We start from the raw sequence: 18464 nt of genomic DNA on the forward strand, positions 1-18464 counted from the left end.
GTTAACCTCGCTTGAAGTATTCAATATACATCGACACTCGGTTGCCTTGTCATACTTTCACATTGAATTGACTATCACATCAAAAATACAGTTACAGTGGCTTTAAAAAAAAGATTAAAATCCGAAATTTAAAAACATCAAAACACAAGGAATCGTTATGAGTTTACCTGGATTGAATTTTCAGCTTGGCGAAGATATTGATGCATTACGCGATATGGTGCAGCAGTTTGCAACCAATGAAATTGCCCCACGTGCAAGCGAAATCGACAGTAGTGATGAGTTCCCAATGGATCTGTGGCAAAAGATGGGTGACATCGGTCTACATGGCATTACCGTTCCTGAAGAGTATGGCGGATCTAACATGGGCTACGTCGCACACATGGTCGCGATGGAAGAGATTAGCCGTGCTTCGGCATCGGTAGCATTGAGCTATGGTGCGCACTCAAACCTATGTATCAACCAAATCAAACGTAATGGCAGTGAAGCACAAAAACAAAAGTATTTGCCAAAGCTGGTCAGCGGTGAATTCATCGGTGCATTGGCAATGAGTGAGACCGGTGCTGGTTCGGACGTCGTCAGTATGAAGCTCAGAGCTGAAGAAAAAGACGGTAGCTATGTGTTGAACGGCACTAAAATGTGGATCACGAATGGACCAGATGCGGATGTGATGGTGGTCTACGCGAAGACCAATCCGGAGCTAGGCGGCAAGGGCATGACGGCCTTTATCGTTGAAAAAGGTATGGAAGGTTTTGGCACGGCGCAAAAGCTCGATAAGCTCGGCATGCGTGGTAGCCATACGGGTGAAATGACCTTTAACAATGTGACCGTACCAAGTGAAAATATCTTAGGTGGTCTCAATGAAGGCGTTAAGGTATTGATGAGTGGCCTAGATTATGAGCGTGCCGTATTGGCCGCAGGTCCTATTGGTATCATGCAAGCCGTGATGGACAATGTGGTGCCTTATATCCATGATCGTAAACAGTTTGGTCAAGCCATCGGTGAGTTCCAACTTATCCAAGGTAAAGTCGCGGACATGTATACGATACTGCAAGCAGGTCGTAGCTTCTTATATACCGTCGGCAAAAACCTCGATATGTTGGATGCGCGCGGTGCCGGTCATAGTCGAGAAGTACGTAAAGATTGTGCCAGTGTGATTTTATGGTGTGCTGAAAAAGCCACCTGGATGGCAGGCGAGGGTATTCAAATATTTGGTGGCAATGGCTATACCAATGAGTATCCACTTGGTCGCTACTGGCGTGATGCCAAGCTATATGAAATTGGCGCAGGTACCAGCGAAATTCGCCGTATGCTAGTCGGTCGTGAGTTGTTTAACGAGACCAAATAAAGCGAGACTAAATAAAATGTAACCACGACTTAAAAGTTAACTTTTATCGAATAATTTTATTTTAAAATCTAAAAATGTGCTACGTTATATGTCTCATAGCGTGGCACTTTTTAATGACTTAAATAAAAGACTTTTATAATGATTCGTAAACGAAATACCAAGTTCGATCTTAATCACATAGCTTCCAACGATACAGCTTCTCTCTTTTTCAGCAATATAAAATCTATCGGTGCTTATAGCCTATTAGTTACCTTTTTTGCATTATTTACGATGACAGCGAGTATAGCGCCTGCACAAGCAGAGCTGGTTGACTTATCTAGTCCTGAACCCATTATTCAGTTTGCTGGTCAATATGCTAGCTGGTTGAGACCACCAAATTTTGATCAAGTTGTTCGTTCTATGGATAAACGCTTAATTAATTGTACGTATTATATCGATGGGGACGATTTAAAGCCTTGTGGAGGAAGGGTTTTCAAAATGGTTTTTTCCTTAAGCGTTGTTAAGCAAGGTAGTATCAGAAGCGTAAAAGTGATTGAGAGTAGTGGTATGAAAACTATAGATGCTGCTTTTGCTAGAGAGCTTAAGAGGGCTCGTTTCAAGCCTTTCTTGATAAAAGGAAAGGCTGTAGCGGCAAACATTAAGCTACCGATTGTATTTACAGCACCATAACTATCGTATTTAAGTCAAAAAAAGCAGGACGACTAAGATGTACTGCTTTTTGATCATAACTTATGAAGGCTAATAACACATACCACTAGCTACTTACTACGATCAAAATAATGCGTGAGACTACTTATATCATGACCTATAAATCACATACTAAGCTAGCTTTTAATCACATAGCTTCCAACGATACAGTTTCTTCCTTTCTCAGCAATATAAAATCTATCGGTGCTTATAGCCTATTAGTTACCTTTTTTGCATTATTTACGATGACAGCGAGTATAACGCCTGCACAGGCAGAGCTGGTTGATTTGTCGAATCCTGAACCTGTTATTAAGTTTGCTAGTAGTGTAGCAAGTTGGCGAAGACCGCCGAAATTCGATCGTGCTATTCGTCATATTTCTATGGATAGATATTTAATTCATTGTTCCTATGACGAAAATGGGGCTGCTATAAAGCCTTGTGATAGAACGGATTTAAAAATGGTTTTGTCATTGCGCGTTGATAAGCAAGGCAGTATCAAAAATGTAAAAGTGATTGAGAGTAGTGGTGTAGAAAGGGTAGATAAAATGGCTATTAATGAACTGTATAAAGCTCGATTGAAGCCTTTTTTGAGAGAAGGAAAGCCAGTAATGGGAATAGTTGATGTACCGATTGTATTTACAGCACCATAGGCAGTAACAGAGGATTTAGGTGTTTTTGAACCAAAAAAAGCAGTACGCCTAAGACGTACTGCTTTTTCTATTCTAACTTTATAAAATACGACAACACACGTCAATTATTTACTATGATCAAAATATCGTGCTAGACCATTTAATAATAGATCATCACGCAGACGTACCGGACGGTTGACGTGCTGCGAAATAATGGCTGCATCACCACCCGTCATGATGACTTCAAAGTTGGGATGGCGATGGCTAATCTCATTGATGGCACCGACAATTGATAAGAGTATGCCGCGATGTACCGCATCCTGTGTGGTCACACCTTGGCTAACGCTGTCGAACGTCCCATTAGAGATGGTGATTTGCTTAGTACCAGAAAACAACGACTCACGTTGCAGGTAGATACTGGGGAAGATATATCCACCCAAATGCTCAGCATGATCGATCAAATCAATCGTCACTGCTGTACCGCAGCCAATGACACACTGGCGCTTTTTCTTATCGACTGCGCCTAGCATTTGTAGCCAGCGATCACAGCCGAGCTGCTCATCGTTATATTGACTCTTCATTAGCGGGTGAGCGGCGTCGACATGGACGAATTCAAACGGAATATTTAGACGGCTTAAGGTCTCTGACACCTTGGCATTCAGCTCGTTACCTAGTACAGATGAGATACCAATAAAGTCAGGAGCAAAACGCTCAAAGCGATCCGTCAGACCCATCAGCAATTCGGCTGGTGCCTGCAAATGTTGTTTGGCATCATGTGTGACTATCTGACCGATATCATCGGTGAGCCAGTATTTCAGGCGGGTATTTCCAAGATCAAGCCAGAGCATAAAATTCCCTTTATATACAGTGAAGCAATTATCAATATCCTATCCTGATAGCTACTGCACTTTAGTGCTCGTTGATTAAACGATTAAGTCGTTTGAATAACGTCAATGCGTCCGGTGAAAAGTGCAGAAATCTTACCGTTATCTTGGCGCAATTGCAAACATCCATGTGTATCGATACCACAAGCGTGGCCCGTGAGTATATTGGTTTGACCGTTATGCTCTTGGGTCACACGTAATCGCAGTTCGCTCAGTGCATCCATCGAGTCAAACTGCTTTAAAAAGCTGTCCAGATAATAACGATGTCCCGTTGGTTTCTCTATACTTAGATGCTCGAAGCGCGTCATCGCCGCCATCAATGCTTTACTCATTTGCTGATAAAGCACACGTAAGCTCGGTAGACTGGCAGCCTGCGCTTTTGGCTGTAGTGTCTCAGCAATATCTTGTAAGCTAATCGCTTGATAACTCATGCCTTCAGAGGTTTGCGCAGTTAGCGTGGGAGTGGCTTGGACATTGAGACCGACACCTATGACCACGCCAACCAGTTTGCCTGCTTGCGATACGGGTTCAATCAGAATCCCAGCAAGTTTATTAAACGGCAGCGTCTGCTGGTCTAGTTCCGTATTATGTACATCAACGCTATCTAAGGCAGATTGGCTTTGAGGCTGATTCTGGCTTTGATTTTGACTTTGGTAAAAGCCCAGATCATTTGCCCACTTCACGCCGATTGGCGTTAGTCCCTCCGTGTGCAATTGCTCATTTAGCCTTTGGATGACAGGCATTTTTGCCAGTTCTACACCGATGATTAATGACAGTAAGCCACTAACCGGTATGTGAACAGGATGATAGAGAGACAGGTAGACATTACCACGCGGTGATTGCCATGAGCGCCCGTGTTGCCCGCGACCAGCGCTTTGGGTTTCAGCCGTTAGTAGGTGCATCTCAGTCGCATTCAATATGCCATTCTGTACATCTGCTATTAGCTCGCTATTCGTAGACGCGCTACTGGTAAGATGGCGATGATTCAGCTCAGGTAAATGCTCAAGTGTTAATGACTCAGACACAGAGTGAGATGATTGATTAAGTATCGGCATAAGTTTATTCTACTTGAGTAATGTCGCTGGGATAATCTTTGATATACTGGACGGTTTTCGCGAACAGACAGCATAAAGATTGGGGTGTGATTTGGCAAATGCAATTAAGAAGATGCCACTAAATGTATAAACAGGCAAATCAGTAAGATAAAAAATACCGTTCAAAATATAAGCAAGATAAAAGGCTAATTCGATGATGCTATATGTGTGGTTTGTGATTGCAGGGGCGTTCGCTGGTGTCAGCGCTGGATTGTTTGGCGTGGGTGGCGGCATGATTATCGTACCAGCATTGGTATGGATCTTTACCGCATATGATTTTTCGCCAGAAGTCGTGACACATTTGGCCATTGGTACGTCACTGGCGACCATCGTTGTGACCTCGATTAGCTCGCTCACTGCTCATAATAAGCGCGGCGGTGTACGCTGGGAAGTATGGCGAAAAATGGCATTGGGTCTGGTCGTTGGTAGTCTGGTGGGTGCAGGTGTTGCGGATATGATTGACGGCAAGGTACTACAAGCCATTATCGGTATTGGCGCGCTCTTAGTAGCGATAAAAATGTTGTTTTTCTCTAACAAAGAACAGTTAGGCAAGCCATTACCCTCTGCTGGCATACAATTTGGTGCCGGTACAGGCATCGGTATGGCGTCGTCTATCTTCGGTATTGGTGGCGGTAGTTTGACGGTGCCGTTTTTAAATTGGGCGGGCCTCCCGATGAAACAATCGGTCGGTACGTCAGCGGCTTGCGGTCTACCGATTGCGCTGGCTGGCGCGGCAGGGTTTGCATGGTTCGGTCAAGATGTGGTCAACCTACCTGAGGGCACGATAGGATTTGTGCATATCACGGGATTTTTATGCATCTCAGTCGCTAGCTTTGCGATGGCAAAAGTCGGTGCCAAGCTCGCCCATGTATTGCCTGCGCTGATGCTTAAACGTGCGTTTGGCGTGTTGTTAGTGTTTGCTGGCGGGCAGTTGTTGTTGAGTGGGATTGGGGTGTTGTAAATTTCTTAAGTTTGAGGAATAAAAGATGGCAGTGCATGAGTTGTATTTCAAAAGACAAAAAAATATGATGAGCGAGTCTTTAGACGCTTATCAATATGCTGATTTTCCAATGGAATTTAGGGTTCAGGTTAGTTATATCTTGATGGATGTATTTTATGATATACAAATTCTGGACTTATTAAAAAGTAAACAGAGCACAATGGGTTTTAATGGAAATCTATTGATAATAGTTCAACATACTGATAATGCAATGAGAAATATTTGCAAACTTTTCTGTAGGGAGAAAGGAAGGCTTTCTCTCAAAGGAAAGACTAACAAAGTAACTCAACGTGATGGTTATCAAGCTATACTTGAGTTTGTTTTTAGCGAATATAGTACGGATGATTTTCTTACAATAATAGAGTTAATCTTTGGAAGCATAGAAAACGAAGCATGCAAGTTAAGTTTTGGTAAGCGTGAGAATGCTAAAGAAATCTCTCATCAAGCAGTTTTAGAACTCAATCAACGCTTTCATGAGCATGGCATAGGTTATCAGTATGAGAGTGGTCAAATCATTAGAATAGACTCGGATCTAGTACATTCAGAAGCGGTTAAACCTGCTTTACAGCTACTAAGTAATCCAATATATAAAGGTGCGCAAGAAGAATTTTTAAAAGCTCATGAACATTATCGTCATGGTCGTTACGATTCAGCTCTAACAGATTGTCTCAAAGCTTTTGAAAGTACCATGAAAATTATACTAGATAAGCGTGATTGGGAATATGGTAAAAAAGATACTTCTAAGAGACTTATTGATTGTTGCCTAGCTAATGAATTGATACCAAAATTTTGGACAGATCATTTCAGTTCATTAAGTAATATACTTACTTCAAGCATAGGCACGCCTCGAAATAAATTGAGCGGTCATGGTAAGGGTAACGCTGAAATAGAAGTTCCTGAACATCTTATTCAGTACGTGCTACATATGACCGCATCTACTATTGTATTTTTGATCAAAGCTGAAGAATCGTTAGACTAAATTGAATAACGAGTGACATGGGGTCACTCTAATCTTTCCGTTTTAAAACTCACAAACCCTAAAAACCCACCCCAACTTCAGGTAGAATAGCCGCCTGTTTTTGCTAAGTTTATTGACCCTTTATGCGCCTAAAGTCTCTAAAGCTGACAGGCTTCAAATCCTTAGATAAAATTGACATGTTGTATAGTCGATTCAATTTAAAAGTAGTACAAGGCAACCGAGTGTAGACGTATATGTGATACTTCAAGCGAAGTTAACGCTGTAATACTTTATAGTGGAATGACTATAGCAATGACAAACCTTTATAAAGCTAGTATGTAAACCATGAGACATGATTAGTATGAAAGCTGCAGAAAAATACCGCCGTGTTTTCGGCTCAATGAGTCATCTAAAAGAGCAGTTATCATGGACGACAGGCCTCTCTAATATGGTAGAGTTTTTGGCATGGGAGCCGCAGCGTATTTTAGGCATTACTAAAAAGCAATATGTACGCCAAATCATTGAATGGGCTACCCATCCTGAGCTTGTAGGCAAAAATATAGAAGAGATTGAGCAATCAATCATCAAAAAGCTCAATCAAAAAATGAGTGAATCTGAGCAGCTAGAGACCTATTCAACGCAAACGATGGGCATCTGTGATGCGAGAGAGGCCGTTCGCCGAGTAACGTTCTTTTCTGAAGGTTATCTGAATAAAGAGTTCGATATCTTTTTAAGTTTATGTAGTGATGTTTATCTCGATTTATTTTATCAGCAGTTTATTAGCTTTGAGCCTAATAGATCATGGTCGACACATGGTAACAGCGGCATGTTTGAAAACAGTACAGAGCTAAAAGCGATGTATATGGATAACTTAGCCTATAACCATCAAGCGAACGTGCTAGTAGCAAATGAGTTAAAGCTCGCTGGTCGGAAAAACCCAGACCAAATCCTAAAATACTGTTTGATGTATGAGCATTTATTAGAGAAAGGCTTTATCGAGAAAGGGGCAAAGTTTTTGCTGTTATTTATCGGTGGTGACGCGTTAAAGCAAAACAAGCAAACGCTCGTAGACCGAGAGCTGGCGTTGTGTCATAAAAGACCGAGGAAGTATCAGCATCTACTAAGAACAGAACTGTTAGAAATAGTCGAGCATTTAGAAGTGGCAAGTATCTCTTGGTCCGCTCTTATCGAGTTTAACAATCGATATTTAGCAGAAAATGACACCTGCCAAGTGGAACAAAAATTGCTACAGGGGTTTCATCAAAGCCTTGAATCAAAATCGTTTATGCAGTTAGCTGTTTAACCCTAAAAACCCACCACAATTTCAGGTAGAATAGCCGCCTGTTTTTGCTAAGTTTACTGATTCTTCATGCGTCTAAAATCCCTAAAGCTGGCAGGCTTCAAATCCTTTGCCAATCCAACGACTTTTACCTTCCGCCATGGTATCACCGCCATTGTCGGGCCGAACGGCTGTGGCAAATCCAATGTGATTGATGCCATTCGCTGGGTGCTGGGTGAGACCTCTGCCAAGCAGTTACGCGGTGGCGCGATGAGTGATGTCATCTTTGCTGGTACGCAAGATAAGGCGGCCAAAAGTGTCGCCAGTGTCGAGCTGACATTTGAGCATACGCAAGATGAGCATACCGGCATTCGTCATGAGTTTAACCTGTATCAAGAGTTGTCCGTTCGCCGTCAGGTAAATAAGGATGGCCGCTCAGATTACTTTATCAATGGCACACGTTGTCGTCGCCGTGATGTGGTCGATGTGTTTTTGGGTACGGGACTTGGTGCGCGTAGTTATGCGGTGATTGAGCAAGGCATGATAGGGCGTATTGTCGAATCTAGCCCCATGCAGCTGCGTGAGTTTATTGAAGAGGCCGCAGGGGTGTCTCGTTATCAAGCGCGCCGCGAAGAAACGCAAAAGAAGCTAGAAAAAACACAAGAGAACCTAGCCCGTCTGCATGACATGCAAAGCGAGTTAGTCAGCCAACAAAAACGCTTGTCGAAGCAAGCCGCCAGTGCACAGCGTTATGAAGAGCTGGCCTTAACACTTGCTGATATTAAGCAGCAACTGGCCATTCAGCAGTTGTATCAAGCCAAGCATACTCAGCAACAGCAAAAGATCGCCCATGAGCGCAGCACTGCCGAAGTCGCTACATTGCAAGCCGACTATGAGACGTTAAAAGCGCAGCAAGATAAGCTCGCCACGCACATTAACCAAGAGCAATGGCTCAAGGATGATGCTCAAAGCGCTCACTATCAGCAGCAGCTCGGCTATCAACAAGTTGAGCACGCGCTGAGCGATGCCAAGTCGCAATTGACCGTGATTGCGCAGCAACTTGCGAGCTTGGATCAGCAACGCGCGCAAGCAGTGGGTGAGATTGATCGATTAAAAGCCGAGCAAACCGAGCAGCAGAATATATTAGAGGCGTTACGTCCACAGCTCACTGAGTTGACGAATAAACGCGACACGCATAAATGCAATGAGCAACCGTTACAGCGTGCATGGCATGACGCGCAAAACCAGCTATCACGCTTGCAAGATAATTCGCGCATGCTTGAACAGCAGCAAGCCATCAATAGCCAAGCACAAAAACGCCATCAGCAGAACCATGAAAAATGGCAGCGCCGCCAGCAAAACTGGCAAAATCTATGGCAGCAATTACAGCAGTCATTATCAGCATCTAGCAATAATAAGGGTTTTGATAAAGAATTTGATAAGCGCTCTGATGAACAAGCGCCAACGGATGCACAAAACCTACAGCAGACATTAGAGACGCAAGTTGCAGAGCTGAATAAACAGTTGCAGCAGATAGAGCGCCAACAAGACAGCGTCGATGAGCGTCTGTCGGAACTACAACCGCAAGCGCATGATTTACAGCAGCGCTTGAATATGCAGCAACGTGAGTTGAGTGAGCATGAGAAGCGTCACGCGGTATTGGCCAGTGAATATGATACTCTGCATCAGATATTGCATCCAAAACCTACGCCGCAAAATCAACAGCAAGCCTCTGTCTCTACAGCGGCTAATCTAGAAACTAGCTCGGAAAGTAATGTCGTCAATCGCTATAACGAATTGGCCATTACCACTTTGCGTGAGCAGATTGAGCTGAGTGAAAAAGGACAGCAGCACGCCGCGCTACTTGATAGTGTCTTGGCGTTATGGCTAGACAGTCATGTACTAATCTCTAACCAATCTAATCAATTAAACGTTGATGATGTGAGCAGTGATATTGAGAAAGCGAACAGCTTATGGCAAGTGCTTGAGAGTGACCTATCGGATATCGTTACTTATCAAATAGCACAAAATGAGCAGGCTAATACAGAAGGTCAGTATTCGGTAGAGAACGGTCATAGCTTGTGGTTATCTGCCAAGAATGAGGCAGCTACAACGCCATTTATCAACCATTTGCCAGATAGCTTAATTGATAAAGTCTTGCCATTGTCACAGCTGATTAAGCAGCCTGCATTAGCGCTCTGGCAGCAGTGCTACTTGTATATTGCGCAATCAGAAGCAACCAGTCAGCAGACTCTTGAAGACTTTTCAGATATCTTAAAAGCGTTGCCATCGTCAGCCATTCTGCTAACAACTGACGGTTGGCTTATTAGTCGTCAGGGTACGATTAACCTGAGTAAGTTTACAGGTGAGCAAGATGGTCAAGGTGAGAGTAATAGCCAGTTTTTAACACAGCGATTGCAGCAGCGTAGCCGTTTGCAAGCACTAGAAGATTTGCTAGATGAGTTTGAAACCAAAATACAAGCTACGCAAAAGACCATTGCAAAGAATCAACGTGACTATGATGCGTTAACGGTCAATCTAGAAGAAACGCGTGCACAAGCAGATCAGCTCACCCGTGATAAACATAAATACCAGCAGCAGCTAACGACTCAGCGTGCCAATGCTGAGCGTCTGCAAGCAGATAGCCAGCGTCTTATGGCGGATAAATATACCCTTGAGCAAGAGCAGCAAGAGTTAGATCAAGAGAGACAAGCGCTCACTCATGAGCAGCAAGATATTCAAAGTCAAATAGTAGCGTTAACGCCACAAGTATCCGATGCCCGCGCGACCAGTCAGCAACTACAGGCTGAACGCAGTGAGCTAAATCGGATGCGCCAAGCCGATGATGATGCATGGCAAGCATTGCAGCTGCGTATCCAGCAGAGCGAGATGCGCCTAGAGCATAGTGTCAGTAGCCTTGCACGAGCAACTGTGCAATACGACCAATCGCTACAGAGCGAGCAGCAGCTAAAAGCGAGTCATCAGAAGCAGCAGGATAAGCTACCAGACTTGCAAGCAGCATTACAAATGGCGCAGACAGCACGAGATAAGCAGCAGGTGTTATTGACCGAGCGTGATACGGCATTGGCTGCGCTAAAGCAAGAGTATGCTCAGCAGCAGACAGCGTTGGATAGCGTGCAAAATACGCTACAAGTTCAGCAGGGTAAGCTTGCAAATCATGCTACTGAGTTGGCACTAAGCATGGCGCGTTTGGACGATGCGAGCACTCATACTCATGACGCTTTAGAAGCGTACTATAAGGTGAGTCATAAATATAAAGCAGCATCAGAGCTAGCCCAGCAGCATCAGCAACAAGTGATGAGCGTCTCAAACTTGCTCGCGGATTTTATCGCGCATGATCGCCGTGTGCGTCCAGATAAAATCGCAGAGCTGGAGTCTGAACGCGCCACGCTTGAGCAGCAACTAGGCAAAATCGGCCCAGTTAATCTCGCTGCAGTGGCAGAGTTGGCTGAGGTCAATGAACGTCTAGAGCCATTGGCGCAGCAAACAGCAGATATTGCGGCTAGTATGCAGACGTTGACGGCAGCGATTGAGTCTATTGATGAGACGACTAAGACACTGTTTATGCAGACGCTCGATGCCGTTAATACTGAGCTTGCTAACTTATTTGCCAAAGTATTCGGCGGTGGTCAAGCCAGTTTAACGCTCAATACTGACGATATGCCTGTTAATGCGCCAAAATCAGAGCAGTGGCGGGCAGGGCTGACCTTGATGGCACAACCAAAAGGTAAGCGTAATAGTCGCCTAGCTGTGCTGTCAGGCGGTGAAAAAACCCTAACCGCGTTGAGCTTGATTTTTGCGATATTCAAGCAGCATCCCGCACCATTCTGTGTACTAGATGAAGTTGATGCACCACTTGATGATGCCAACGTCGAACGCTTTACCAGTTTGATTCATGAGCTGGCAGATGATTTACAATTTATTTTTATCAGTCATAACAAACTGACGATGCAGATTGCTGACGAGCTAAAAGGCATTACCATGCCAAGCGCAGGTGTTTCTACGTTAGTCAGTGTCTCGTTAGATGAAGCCGAACGCTATATTACCGAGTAGCTCAAATAACTGATATAGTCAAATCTATATAAATCCGCTACATCGTTATCCTCGCTAAGCATACTAATGTATAACTTGCACTCGGTTTCCTTGTATCGAAATTATTTAAATTCAACTATAACTGGCAGGCCACTGCTAGTGGTATAGTTGAAGTTGAGGTGGTAACGTTACGCAAGTATGTCGGGCTGACGGTAAACGATGACTATATGGTGACGAGCTTAATTAGCCATGCTAGACTATTGCCATTTGTCGCCTCTTGTGTATTCCCTTTTGTCATATATTAGGATGTATTTCTCATGACCGCTATTCAGTTTATATTGATCGCCATTGCCGCATTTATCATGCTTGCAGGGCTGTTTATGGTCATTCGTAGTTTTAAGCGCCGCAACAGCGCTGAAGCGATGGCGGTCAACTATGATAAAAACGGTATTCCCATCATACCGCGACATGAGCGTAATCTCGTGGATCAGCCAGATCTTGATGACACCGTCGCAGGTGAGACCAGTATTGCACCTGATCGCAGCTATCTCAATGCGGTCGTTGAAGAAGATACATTGACTCAACCGCATGCCCATTTCGATGTGAATGTCGATGCACAGCAAACGGCTGGACATAACGATATCATCAGTGAGTTAAATGACGATCACAGAGACATGGTTGAAGATGACAGCTATGAACGCTGGCAGGATGAGCAGCAGAATACTGAGTTTGCAGCAGCATCTGAGCAGATAAATGCCGAGCAAGAGCCTGATGCATTTTCTAGCTTGATGTCGGCGACAGACAGTCTGATGCCATCGATTGATACGGTAGAAGAGCCGAGTTTTGATAATAATAGTCCGATTCTCGATCAGCATTTGTCAGAGCCTGTTGACGAAGCGCAAAATGGTCCATTGATTAATGCTAAAGACAACATCAACATCACCATCTTGCCGCACCAATATCGTGATCGTCCAACCGCGATTATCCGTGGTCGTGATTTATTGAAGTTAATTGATAAGTACGGTTTGCGTTATGGCGCGATGAATATGTTCCATCGTTATGAGAAAAAAGACGGCACAGGTATGCTGTGGTTTAGCATGATGGGCATCACCGATAGCGGTATCGCGCCTTTTGATCCGCATAGCGTAGCGACCAATACCTATCATGGCGTGGTGGTATTCTTATCTTTACCGCATCCGCAAGCCCTGCGTAGCTTCGATAGCATGATGAGCATTGCCTATATGATGGCCAGTGATTTGGACGCGATTATGTTAGATGAAGAGAACGAACCAATCACCTCTGAGTATAAGCAGCAGCTACGCAACCAAGTTCGCGACTATGAAGGCTAAAAGCTTGAAGGCTAAAGGTTACGGAAAATAAGAGCTGGTTAATATTAGAAGTAGTATAAAAGGCAAATAGCGATTGACGTTATTTGCCTTTTTTAATGCGCGTTCATTTCTGCAAAATGCTAGAGTCGGTTCAAGATATAGTTGATTCCAAATATTTTCGATACAAGGAAGCCGAGTGTAAGCTATACATTAGTATGGTTAGTGAGGATGACGATGTATCGGATTTATATGGATTTGACTATAATTTAGATACAAGGAAGGTGAGTGAAAGTACTACACCTAGTAGACTGAGCGAGCCTGACACAGTATCTGATTTATATGGGATTGACTATACCGAGTCTCTCACAAAATTGTTATCATATTGGCATCTTGAATTGCAAAGAAAAGACGCTGACTATGACTGATTCTATCGTACCGACCGCTGCTCAAACTAAAACTACTCAAAATGCTACTGCGCAAATCATTGCCCAGATGCGCACACTTATCGACGCCATCAAAACACACAACTATGTTTATTATGTACTCGATAATCCGATCTTAGAAGACAGCGAATACGATCAGTTGCGTCGCTCCTTGGTCGCGTTAGAAGAGTCACATCCAGAGCTTATACAGCCGGACAGTCCCATCAATCAAGTCGGTGATATGCCGCTATCTGCCTTTACCCAAGTGACTCATGACATTCCGATGCTGTCATTGGGCAACGTCTTTGACTATGACGAATTACATACGTTTATGCGCCGCGTCAACGACCGTCTAAATGATGCACAGAAAAACCCCGAATATGAGATGGAGCTAAAGCTCGATGGATTGGCCGTATCGCTAAAATACGAGCATGGCAAGTTTGTGCAAGCCGTCACGCGCGGTGATGGGCAAACGGGCGAGGATATTACCCAAAATACCAAGACCATTCGCAACTTACCACTTTGGCTCGCGGATGCTGCTGACATCGAGTTGCTAGAAGTTCGCGGTGAAGTATTGATGCCCAAGGCAGGTTTTGATCGTCTCAACCGCTTAGCAGAAGAGAGCGAAAATAAAACTTTTGCCAATCCACGTAACGCCGCTGCTGGTAGCCTGCGTCAGCTCGATCCCAGTGTGGCAGCCAGTCGTCCACTGGCGTTCTATGCTTATTCTATCAATCAGGGATTGCCCGAGACCATCGAAACGCAATCAGCAGGCTTGGCGTGGCTAAAAACCATTGGCTTTACCGTCAGTGCAGTAGAAGTGGTCGCAAATCCACGCGCGGCACAGACTTACTATGAGTCAGTGATCGATATGCGTAGTGATTTGCCGTTTGAAATCGACGGCATGGTGATTAAAGTAAATAACCTGTCATTGCAGCAGCAGCTAGGGTTTCTATCACGCGAGCCGCGTTGGGCCACCGCTTATAAATTCCCTGCCGAAACGGTCATGACGCGTCTAAACGATATCGAATGGCAAGTCGGACGTACCGGACAAATCACACCAGTCGGTAAATTAGAACCCGTCAAAGTAGGCGGCGTCACCGTCAGTAATGTCACTCTACATAACTTTGGTGAGATTCAGCGTTTAGATGTGCGTGCAGGCGATATGGTTAGTGTCCATCGTGCTGGTGATGTTATCCCCAAAGTCACTCGCGTGTGGCACGACCAGCGTTCAGCAGATTCAACACCAGTGACGCTACCGTCTACTTGTCCTGTCTGCGACTCTCCAGTGGTGCTGCCTGAAGATGAAGCATTGGCACGCTGTACTGGCGGCCTATTTTGTCCCGCGCAGCAGCAAGAAGCCTTGATTCACTTTGTCTCACGCCGTGCCATGGATATCGATGGGCTTGGCGCAAGTTGGCTCATTAGTTTCTTTGAGCATGGCTTGGTCAAGACGGTTGCAGATATTTATCAATTGCACAATCATACGGACGAGCTCGTCACGCTAGAAAAATTGGGCGAAAAATCCGTACAGAATATCATCAGTGCTATCGAAGCCAGCAAGCACACGACATTGGCTCGCTTTATCTATGCACTTGGTATTCGCGGTGTGGGTGAGGGGACGGCACAAAACTTTGCACAGCAATTTGGTGACCTCGATCGCCTGATGGCAGCCAGTATCGAAACCCTGATTAAAACCCCTGACGTAGGCACTATCACTGCCGAGCTTGCCTACGAGTTCTTCCGTGCGCCGCATAATATTGAAGTGATTAATTCTTTGCTTGAAGCAGGTGTCTATTGGGATAAGGTCGAGCAAAAAGCTGCTGGAGACTTGCCACTCGATGGGCAGACGTGGGTCATTACGGGTGCGCTGGAGAAAATGGCACGTGATGAAGCCAAAGCCAAACTACAAGCACTGGGTGCAAAAGTGTCGGGCAGCATCTCAGCCAAAACGACTGCGCTACTTGCAGGGGATAAAGCTGGCTCTAAACTAATTAAAGCAGAAAAACTGGGTGTGAAAATCGTGGGTGAGGAAGAGTTTTTAGATTTGGTTGGGGATGAGAACCGTTAAAAAATCGCACTGCTAACTGGGAGCATAGCTCTTGTCTTGCGTCGGGCAAAACAGTGTTTTGCTTATTCCTCCTCAGGTTCGCAAGTGCAAATCCCTTAAAGGGGATTTACTGGTTAGGTCATACCTTAATAACATGCTCGTCCCTAGCGCAAGAACAAAAGATAAAGATTTAAAAGCATGGCCTCAGCATCGCTTGCTTTAATAGTGGGCAAATATGCGGGTCATGAGCCGTCTTTCTTTAATGATTCACTCGGTGCTCGTCCCTCGCCTACAGTTTTCGTCTTCAGCTTTAGTAGAGAGTTACGGTTGCTTTACTCCTTCGCGCAAGAATAAGCATTTGGCACATTTTTGAGTAGGGTGCGCCCAGCGCACCTTTAAGAAACGGATTTTTGAGTTTAAAGCATTATATGCTGAGTACATTGGTGCGCTGATCGCACTCTATCACTCTCGATTACGTGCATTAAAAATAAGCATGCCTATACTATGAAAAAAATATTCTTTATATCATTTCTATTGCTATTCACAGCCTTACCGTTATCGATTGTCTTGGATAAAGAACAAAAAGGCAATGAGATGATGACGGGCGGCTTTGGGACTCAATATGCGGACTCTCCCTATCCATTTGGTAATCCAAGTGCCCCTGTACGCTGTAGACTAAAATTATACCGAAAGAAATTTATTATCATTCAAGTTCAACAGGATCAAACTGCTTTAAAAATACCGACTGATGCAATGAGATTTGAAGGCGCAAGGAAGAGAGCAGATTCTGAGAGGTGTGAACCTATAGATATCTCACTAGGTTATATTTATTCTGAGGGTGAATTGTTGAGATACCATAGCAAAGGCTATCCTTCTCAAGCAGATGAAGCTGGTTATGTAGGTTTAGTGCCAGTCAGTCAACAAAAAATTATAGAGATTAGAGTAATTGATTTATTGCCATCATCTGTAAATGCAAAAGCGGCGGCAGAAAAATTAAAAAGTCAAACTGATCTAAAACGCTATACACCTCAATTGAAAATGCAGCATTACCCACTATGGTTTTATCCTAATGCAAAATATATTGAATATGAAAAAAATAACGGTCTATGGCCTCCTTTCGATAAATATGGCTATGGAGTAATGAATTCGAAAAATCCTTTAACTAATCAACCTTATGTTGTCGAATGCCGACTGAGTGTTGAGATGCCTGAAAATATTTCTGATAATACAGATTTGAGAGAAAGGTTTGTACAAACAAAACTTTCTAATGGAGGGTATGGTTATTGCGAGGGTCTATATTACATCGTCACGGACAATACGGTATTGACTTTAGAAGTAAAAATTTTTGGAGATGCAGTGCCATTTATTGATCAAATATATGCAAAAATCGATAACACTATTAGAGATTATATTGTCCCTACATCATCTGAAACACTAAAAACAATTAATTAGGAAAATTCTATGTTTTATCAATATAGTTAGCGTAGGGTGAGCCCAGCGAAACCTACTGCGTGAAATGTAAAAAATGTACCCTACGATAATTACACTTTATTCGCAAAGCCTATTAGTTATCTAAGGAAGCAATTATGTCCAATACTAAAGCAGTATGGCTATGCAACTACAACAATTTTGATGTGACAGAGACCTATGGTATCAAAGCGACGTTGCCAGAGATTTTTGATGCTGTGCAATTTTACAAATTAGAGAAGAAGAAAAAATCTAATGTAATAGAGAAATGTGAAGAGCAGAAATACTATGACATCAACGAGATGGATCTGGTCTTTTGTAAAAGTTGCTCTAAAGGTGAATATATTAATACTCACCATATGCCTAGTAAGGTATTTATCAAGCCAAATGAGAAACTACCTAAGTCTGATGAACTAATGTTCAATATTATTGGGGGGGTATTTATTATTCAATCAACAGTGCTATGACATCATCAGTCAGTTCACGCTAGGCGCTACGCATTTTAGTCAAGTATATATTTATGACATTGAGACAGAGGCGCTGAGATCGCAGACACCTTATTACTTTATCAATATTGCAGAAACGCGTGACTATCTCAATGTTGAAGAAAGTAGAGGAATTAAAGCCTCCTCTGATGCTACAAAGCTACCCACGCATTTAATACGGGAACCAACTGATGATGGTATCCAGCTGAATGCTACAGCACAAGAGTGCGAGGTAGACCTATGGCATGACCCTGTATTACGAAAATCTTTATTTTTCTCAGACGAGTTAGTCAGTGCTTTATTAGGTTCAGGGATCAAGCAGCAAGCGCTCGCTTTGTTTCGTTGCGTCATCAAGTAACTGGTTTTTATATTTAATTTATTATGAAGTACACTGGTCAGTTGGCATAAATTTTTAGGTAATTACCGCAATGCAAAAGATAGCTTTTTTGATAAAAAAAGTGGGCAATATGATTAAAAACCTGCTGCTTTATGCTGGAAGTATCACCACAATAGTTATGACTTGTGCTCTCTTATATTCTGCTTTTGCCTTTACGTATTACCCTAAAAAAATGCAGAATTTTTGTGATTCCATTAACAAAGGTGATTTAATACAACATATCAAACAACAAGCTGACGACAATAATTTTGAATATTCAGAAAACATTCAATCCAAAGTCTTAATATCTGATACTAAAACCATGGGGAAGTCGACCTGTTTTGTTAATTATGAAGAGAATGGACAAGTATCTGATACATCATATATGAATGATTAGTATCAATTTT

General features: G+C 43.4%; 15 protein-coding genes. 13 read left to right on the plus strand and 2 right to left on the minus strand.

Annotation, left to right across the window (positions count from 1 at the left end):
* Positions 1–157: 157 nt before the first annotated feature.
* The 3 genes from I6E83_RS02375 to I6E83_RS02385 all read left to right on the plus strand — a co-directional run bounded on the left by I6E83_RS02375 (position 158) and on the right by I6E83_RS02385 (position 2682).
* Positions 158–1345, plus strand: coding sequence for an isovaleryl-CoA dehydrogenase (locus tag I6E83_RS02375; RefSeq protein WP_197099814.1), 1188 nt, complete (start codon positions 158–160; stop codon positions 1343–1345).
* 138 nt (positions 1346–1483) lie between these two features.
* The gene (locus tag I6E83_RS02380; protein WP_197099815.1) at positions 1484–2014 is read left to right on the plus strand and encodes an energy transducer TonB; all 531 of its coding nucleotides are present in this window, start codon (positions 1484–1486) and stop codon (positions 2012–2014) included.
* 110 nt (positions 2015–2124) lie between these two features.
* Positions 2125–2682 carry an energy transducer TonB gene (locus I6E83_RS02385; RefSeq protein ID WP_197099816.1) on the plus strand — a complete coding sequence of 186 codons (558 nt, stop codon included), beginning with the start codon at positions 2125–2127 and terminating at the stop codon, positions 2680–2682.
* Between the two features lie 104 nt (positions 2683–2786).
* Here I6E83_RS02385 and I6E83_RS02390 read toward each other — a convergent pair whose 3' ends face one another.
* Both I6E83_RS02390 and I6E83_RS02395 read right to left on the minus strand, forming a co-directional pair.
* Positions 2787–3509 (minus strand): pantothenate kinase, encoded by a 723-nt coding sequence (locus tag I6E83_RS02390; protein WP_197099817.1) that lies wholly within the window; start codon positions 3507–3509, stop codon positions 2787–2789.
* 83 nt (positions 3510–3592) lie between these two features.
* A complete protein-coding gene (locus I6E83_RS02395) occupies positions 3593–4600 on the minus strand; it encodes a biotin--[acetyl-CoA-carboxylase] ligase (protein WP_197099818.1) in 1008 nt (335 codons plus the stop codon).
* A gap of 196 nt (positions 4601–4796) precedes the next feature.
* On the opposite strand from I6E83_RS02395, the gene I6E83_RS02400 reads away from it, so the two are divergent.
* The 10 genes from I6E83_RS02400 (at position 4797) to I6E83_RS02445 (ending at position 18454) form a co-directional block, all read left to right on the plus strand.
* Positions 4797–5600, plus strand: coding sequence for a sulfite exporter TauE/SafE family protein (locus tag I6E83_RS02400; protein ID WP_197099899.1), 804 nt, complete (start codon positions 4797–4799; stop codon positions 5598–5600).
* A gap of 25 nt (positions 5601–5625) precedes the next feature.
* Positions 5626–6618, plus strand: coding sequence for an STM4504/CBY_0614 family protein (locus tag I6E83_RS02405; RefSeq protein WP_197099819.1), 993 nt, complete (start codon positions 5626–5628; stop codon positions 6616–6618).
* A 340-nt stretch (positions 6619–6958) separates the two neighbouring features.
* Positions 6959–7900 (plus strand): hypothetical protein, encoded by a 942-nt coding sequence (locus I6E83_RS02410; protein ID WP_197099820.1) that lies wholly within the window; start codon positions 6959–6961, stop codon positions 7898–7900.
* A gap of 66 nt (positions 7901–7966) precedes the next feature.
* A complete protein-coding gene (locus I6E83_RS02415; RefSeq protein ID WP_197099821.1) occupies positions 7967–11950 on the plus strand; it encodes an AAA family ATPase in 3984 nt (1327 codons plus the stop codon).
* A 296-nt stretch (positions 11951–12246) separates the two neighbouring features.
* On the plus strand, positions 12247–13278 hold the full coding sequence (locus tag I6E83_RS02420; RefSeq protein ID WP_197099822.1) for a cell division protein ZipA C-terminal FtsZ-binding domain-containing protein: 1032 nt from the start codon (positions 12247–12249) through the stop codon (positions 13276–13278).
* A gap of 396 nt (positions 13279–13674) precedes the next feature.
* A complete protein-coding gene (gene ligA, locus I6E83_RS02425; protein ID WP_197099823.1) occupies positions 13675–15750 on the plus strand; it encodes an NAD-dependent DNA ligase LigA in 2076 nt (691 codons plus the stop codon).
* 483 nt (positions 15751–16233) lie between these two features.
* Complete coding sequence (locus I6E83_RS02430) at positions 16234–17181, plus strand: hypothetical protein (RefSeq protein ID WP_197099824.1); 948 nt, start codon at positions 16234–16236, stop codon at positions 17179–17181.
* A 134-nt stretch (positions 17182–17315) separates the two neighbouring features.
* Positions 17316–17663, plus strand: a complete 348-nt coding sequence (locus tag I6E83_RS02435; protein WP_197099825.1) for a hypothetical protein — start codon at positions 17316–17318, stop codon at positions 17661–17663.
* Positions 17626–18039 (plus strand): hypothetical protein, encoded by a 414-nt coding sequence (locus tag I6E83_RS02440; protein ID WP_197099826.1) that lies wholly within the window; start codon positions 17626–17628, stop codon positions 18037–18039. Before I6E83_RS02435 ends, I6E83_RS02440 begins: the two co-directional genes overlap by 38 nt.
* Positions 18040–18109: 70 nt before the next feature.
* Positions 18110–18454: a hypothetical protein gene (locus tag I6E83_RS02445; RefSeq protein ID WP_197099827.1), complete on the plus strand. Its 345-nt coding sequence runs from the start codon at positions 18110–18112 to the stop codon at positions 18452–18454.
* Positions 18455–18464: the final 10 nt, after the last annotated feature.

The sequence above is a fragment of the Psychrobacter sp. SZ93C1 genome (assembly GCF_015864635.1).
Taxonomy (GTDB): Bacteria; Pseudomonadota; Gammaproteobacteria; order Pseudomonadales; family Moraxellaceae; genus Psychrobacter; species Psychrobacter fozii.

Bases quoted from the DNA above. Each gene is read 5' to 3' on its own strand.
- ligA (WP_197099823.1), top strand. From the start codon at position 13,675: ATGACTGATTCTATCGTACCGACCGCTGCTCAAACTAAAACTACTCAA.
- I6E83_RS02430 (WP_197099824.1), top strand. From the start codon at position 16,234: ATGAAAAAAATATTCTTTATATCATTTCTATTGCTATTCACAGCCTTA.
- I6E83_RS02385 (WP_197099816.1), top strand. From the start codon at position 2,125: ATGCGTGAGACTACTTATATCATGACCTATAAATCACATACTAAGCTA.
- I6E83_RS02400 (WP_197099899.1), top strand. From the start codon at position 4,797: ATGCTATATGTGTGGTTTGTGATTGCAGGGGCGTTCGCTGGTGTCAGC.
- I6E83_RS02410 (WP_197099820.1), top strand. From the start codon at position 6,959: ATGAAAGCTGCAGAAAAATACCGCCGTGTTTTCGGCTCAATGAGTCAT.
- I6E83_RS02375 (WP_197099814.1), top strand. From the start codon at position 158: ATGAGTTTACCTGGATTGAATTTTCAGCTTGGCGAAGATATTGATGCA.
- I6E83_RS02445 (WP_197099827.1), top strand. From the start codon at position 18,110: ATGCAAAAGATAGCTTTTTTGATAAAAAAAGTGGGCAATATGATTAAA.
- I6E83_RS02390 (WP_197099817.1), bottom strand. From the start codon at position 3,509: ATGCTCTGGCTTGATCTTGGAAATACCCGCCTGAAATACTGGCTCACC.
- I6E83_RS02380 (WP_197099815.1), top strand. From the start codon at position 1,484: ATGATTCGTAAACGAAATACCAAGTTCGATCTTAATCACATAGCTTCC.
- I6E83_RS02435 (WP_197099825.1), top strand. From the start codon at position 17,316: ATGTCCAATACTAAAGCAGTATGGCTATGCAACTACAACAATTTTGAT.
- I6E83_RS02405 (WP_197099819.1), top strand. From the start codon at position 5,626: ATGGCAGTGCATGAGTTGTATTTCAAAAGACAAAAAAATATGATGAGC.
- I6E83_RS02395 (WP_197099818.1), bottom strand. From the start codon at position 4,600: ATGCCGATACTTAATCAATCATCTCACTCTGTGTCTGAGTCATTAACA.
- I6E83_RS02420 (WP_197099822.1), top strand. From the start codon at position 12,247: ATGACCGCTATTCAGTTTATATTGATCGCCATTGCCGCATTTATCATG.
- I6E83_RS02415 (WP_197099821.1), top strand. From the start codon at position 7,967: ATGCGTCTAAAATCCCTAAAGCTGGCAGGCTTCAAATCCTTTGCCAAT.